Source organism: Halomonas sp. AOP7-B1-5 (assembly GCF_052353045.1).
Lineage (GTDB): Bacteria > Pseudomonadota > Gammaproteobacteria > Pseudomonadales > Halomonadaceae > Vreelandella > Vreelandella colorata.
In genome coordinates this window covers 1-4,801 of record NZ_JBQTDC010000078.1, presented here as the reverse complement: position 1 = coordinate 4,801, position 4,801 = coordinate 1, and the positions used below count along the sequence as shown (strand labels likewise).

Sequence of the window (4,801 nt, the reverse complement as noted above, 5' to 3'; positions counted from 1 at the left end):
GCATCCACAGCGTTGGTCGGGCAAGACTCGAAACTGCGAGGTACCCGGTTCGGTATCGCTCAACCCTGGCAAGCTGCAGGAAGTTGAGCGTAATAAACAGGCTGCTTAGAGGCAGCCATTTGGACAACTGGGTTGAAAACCACCGCAAGAGTGGCGCCCCGGATAATGACCGAAACGATGTATTAGTTCGTAATGCGCTCTCTGTAATAGATGCTATTCTACGGCACGATCATGATCTCCAGATGATATTCGAAGAAAACTACTGAGCTGCTCCGGTAGCGGCGCCAAGCTGAATTTTTTGCAGTTGGCAACGAATGCCTGCGTTCGACATTCATTACAGGCTCGCTCGCCTAATTGCTCTTTGACACATCTAACACAAAGACGTCGATCAAGCCCTTTAGTTCGTCCGGAAGTGTATTGTCCAACTTAGTCTTAAGTTCCACAGCGTCAGAGATGCCATGCCCTTTTACACCTGCAACCTTCTCATCGGCGCCGAACCAGATAACCAAATAAATACCCTGTTGCTCGGCATCGGGGTGGATTGCGTATAGGTTGTTCAGCTGATTGAAAGCTGCTTCGTAGAGCTTTGGGTGCCATTGGCCTTTGACCTCTGTCACAAGTAAACATCTTTTTCCTGCTAAAACTTTCGCAGTAGTGAAGTCACAGCGCTTGTCGTGTTTTAAATGATGTTCTGGTGTAATAGTGATGTTCTTCGGTTCCAAGATCAGGCTTAGCCGCTCTGCAATGATCCGGGTGCACGGTTCTTCGTCTAGTCTTTTCGTTCCGGCGTAGAAACGCTCTGCAGTGTTAAACTCACCTCCGTCGATTGCACTTTGCAATTTCGAAAGTTCCTGCAACACCAGTTGGCGCAAACCTTCGACCGTAACGACCGCGTCCTGATCAAGCATTTCGACAATTTCGCTGGGGCTTGGCGGTTTGAAGTTCTCAAGTGCTTTCTGGCGTTCCAAACTTGACAGCATACTTTGCATATCCTTATGGAAGTCTGCATAAAGTGTATCGCTTAGCAGACGTTTAATTACGGGGATAGCGCAATCAGGAGCATCGGCATTCATGGCCCAGATGATCTCTGTCAAAAAACGATATGCAGTCTCTTCCTTAGGACTATTCGTTCCCCATGAGCTGGGTAGCGGCACTTTAGGCCAAAGTGAAAGGAACGCTCCGAGAATTACCTCTATCTTATCTGATGTGAGGCTTGGCCAAGTCCGATTTTCCCTGCGGTTCATTCGTCCCGATCGCTCGTTCAGAAGCAGAACATTGTCCTTATCAGAAATCAGCCAATTCCAATATGGGGAGCTGTTACCCTTCAAAAAGTATATCGCGCGTATAAACCAAAAAGCACGCCGCTCCTCTAGCGCCTCCATGGTCAGTTCTGAAGAGCGACAGGCTATAAGTGCTTCCAACCTTTCCTTGTCTACGTGTTGCACGGCAATTTCAAATAGAGTATCTAGTGCATTTACCGGCATCATGTCGAATGTCCAAAGCCACTCATACGCTAACGCCGGGGCCAACGGTTGAAAAACCGGGTCGTAACGTAACCAATGAACCTGTGGGTGTTTGCAATTGGGATCGCGAAGTTGCGGCTCAATGTACTGTCGGCAAAAGCTTTCCGCTTCTTTATCAGTGGAAAGAGCTAAACGGTTGACCTCTGCCTGTAGCGCATTTCTGTCTTCACTTTCGACTGCATCGTAATGCATGTCTAGATTCGTTCTGAGCGCTTGGAGGAGTTCAACCGGGACACAGCTCAGATTGCCATCCCTTCGCAAAATCTCCAAACAAGCGGCATACAGTATAGTTTCCGATTGTTGGTATTTAGATGCGCACTGAAGCTCTGCCAATTTGGGCAAGGATGGTACACTTGATGTGATGAAGTCCAAGCAGTTTCGAAGGCCATTTCTTACAATACCTTCACTTCCGAATTCCTCTTCGATTTTGTCCGGCTGCATGAGTACCAGCTCAGCAAATCTAACCAAGCAGCCCCAGTGACGCCCCCCTTCTACAAGTTCGCGATTCTCGTGGATATACTTTATATTGGCTGCCCGTGTTTCATTTGTCCGCCTATTGCGTTTCTTCATGCGTCGGGAATGCCGAAAACTCGGGAAGCGATGCTGCCTATTGAATTTTGCGTCATCTCGGTTTGATTTTACCCAAGTGCGCATAAAAGCTGGTTTGAGCGCCGCTTGTTCACGCATATGGCCTCGAAGCGGGTCCGGTCCCCTCTGGACCTTATTCCGATGAATTTGGTGCCTTGCAATGAATGCCGTCCAAAGCTCCACGTTGTCGATTTCAAAGGCGTAATCAACTATAAAATCATAATCTTCTTTCTGAAAGCTAAGACCAGAGTGTGAATGCAAATCAAAAAATTGTCCCTTGGTTTCAAAGATATCACGCTTGTCGGTTAGCTCGCCGAAGACGTGTTTAATGATACCTCTCCTCAATTCTCGATTTGATTGAAGAACTTCAATAGCCTTGCTCTGATCCGAACTTTTACCATAGTGGAAGTTCAAATTCCTCACCCATTGCCATACTTTCTTTGAGTCGTAGGGAGGCGATGATAGCTCAAAGAAACGGTCCATTAGGGAAGCAACGATCTTGCTTATCCCCTTTCTACAATCACACTCGAAGTTCTCTTTACCGCATGTGCACACTAAACCGTCTGTCAAACTATTCAGTAGGAATTCGATATTAGATAAAGGTAGTTGGCCGATCAGGTGTTTTATAAAATAACGCGTTCCAATTGTTTGTTCAAAATGTTCATTGTGGCGAGGATATAAGTGAGCACATACTCGGAAGTAACCTAATAGATACTGATCGCTAAAGGTGAGCACGCCGCGTTTTTCAATGGCTTTTGCAACCAGCTTGAGTGAAGTTTGGCTTGCTTCAAAGAAAAGAACGGCCATGTCGCTCAAATGATCATAGAGGCTACCTTGATCGAGCAAACAGTTTAGTGCCATCAGCCGCACATGTTCGCTTTCCTGCGGTGAAAGAGCGAGCGCTCGCAGTTCACTGGTCAAGTGTTTGATTGCAGGAGATCCACTTAGAAGCTCGAGTACTAAGTTACGCAAGTGACCATCAGCCTTTTGCGTGAGCAACGGCTTTATTTCGTCAACCACTTCGGGCGTAAAAAATCCTGCGACACTAAACCTGCGCCAGAAGTCCTCCCTACGGAAGTAAGGATCCTTTTTTTCGATTTCCTTGAGCCGATTAATGAGTAGTTTTTTTGATGCAGTTTCTAGCTGTGAGGGGTCACCGTTGGCGAGTACCGCGTACGGATCCAACCCGACTATCGCCTTCTGGATGGGTTTATTGCCCAGCGAGGCCATCCATCCAAGTAGACCGCGAAGTTCATCACGCACCGTCGAATTTGGCGCGATGACAGACAAACACTTATCGATTGAAATTGTGTCGGCTGGGTCAGCAATCCGCTTTGTCAGATAGTTTGCGGCAGCGTACTCGGAGATGATTTTGTGCACGGGCCGATGGGTGTCGACAGTATCGCCAAGCTTAAACATACGCGTTGCGAGAAGCGCGTTTATGGGTGCAGTGTCAGACACTAGCGATCCGAGAAGTGGATATAGCGTGTCCTCACTAGCTTCACTTATCGTTACACCCTCAGCGCCTGAAAGCAGCAGCTTTGCAAAGACTTCAGAAGTAGCATCTACTTTCTGTGCAGCAGATAATGATCCACCAATACTCTTCACAGTTGAATTGGCTTCTTTGGCAAGACGCTCTAACGCTTGTGAGAAAATCGATTTTTTATCCGTGAACTTGCGGCCGCTCTCTACGTAGGCATCTGCGAACAACGTTAAAAATTGTGGATTGGGCAACAATGCTTCCAAGTCAAATCGTACAACTTCGGCGTGGAACGCGGCGAAGTCTTCTTTCGGGCTATGATTCTCAAATATTCTGCGTTGCTCGTCTTCGGTGAACTCTAATAGCCTAGCAACAAGCGGTGGCTCGCCGAAGAACTCTTGAAAGGCGCTATTTGCAGCGTTGTCCCATTCGCTTGATCTACTTGAAATTGCTAAATGTGTAGGGTCAGCGTTTTGCGCAGCTGCAAGCAGCTTGTAGACGCCGCTAGCGTCCACCTTGGCCAATTCGTCGTATGCATCAATGAGCAGAGGAGAGCCGCTTGCCGATGTACCTGTGTAGGCAAAGCGGTTCGCGGTGACAACCGTGCTTCCCAATTGTTGCGCCAAACTCTCCATCAGGCGCGTTTTACCTGCCCCAGGTTCTGCTAAGACAACGAGGAAGCGTGAAGCTGCCCATAGGGATACTTCGTTATATTTTTTATCTTCCGAGTGTAGTGTCCGAGGAAGGTAGAATTTTGAAGTCATAATGGCAGAATATCGTGTCCAGAACGCTCTTACTATGCAAGATAGTGATAAGTGTGACCGTTTTCGCCGGGGTATGGCATCCATAAGAAGCGCTTTTGAGCGCTTAGACTAGCCGCAAAGCTGACCTTCCTACGGTTTGTAGCGAACCACCGCCCCCAAACATCGTGTCGACATGGCCCATGAAGCCGCGCCTGATACAAAGGTCCGCTTTGGGTCGTTAACAGCCAATAGCCACCACTCATAATTCTTAAGAAGACAGTATCTTAATGAAAAGAGGGTGTCACCTCTCACGAGCGTGCACGCATGCAGCTTTTACTGAATTATGGTTCGAGGGTAAGTAACAAAGAATCAGCAACAAGGGAGTCAGCGTCCAAAATAGTTCAGTTCTGCTCACTGAGAGCCAAAACCAAAGTATGTGCTGGCGTAGGGGCTGGCTAAATTACACG

The 4,801-nt window shown here is 47.8% G+C and carries 1 protein-coding gene; it reads right to left on the bottom strand.

Annotation, left to right across the window (positions count from 1 at the left end; genetic code table 11):
• Positions 1–350: 350 nt before the first annotated feature.
• A complete protein-coding gene (locus ACT3XD_RS19185; protein WP_192539881.1) occupies positions 351–4,355 on the bottom strand; it encodes an NACHT domain-containing protein in 4,005 nt (1,334 codons plus the stop codon).
• Positions 4,356–4,801: the final 446 nt, after the last annotated feature.

What these genes read in the sequence shown, in the direction of transcription:
- ACT3XD_RS19185 (WP_192539881.1), bottom strand. Translation starts at nt 4,355, where the DNA reads ATGACTTCAAAATTCTACCTTCCTCGGACACTACACTCGGAAGATAAA.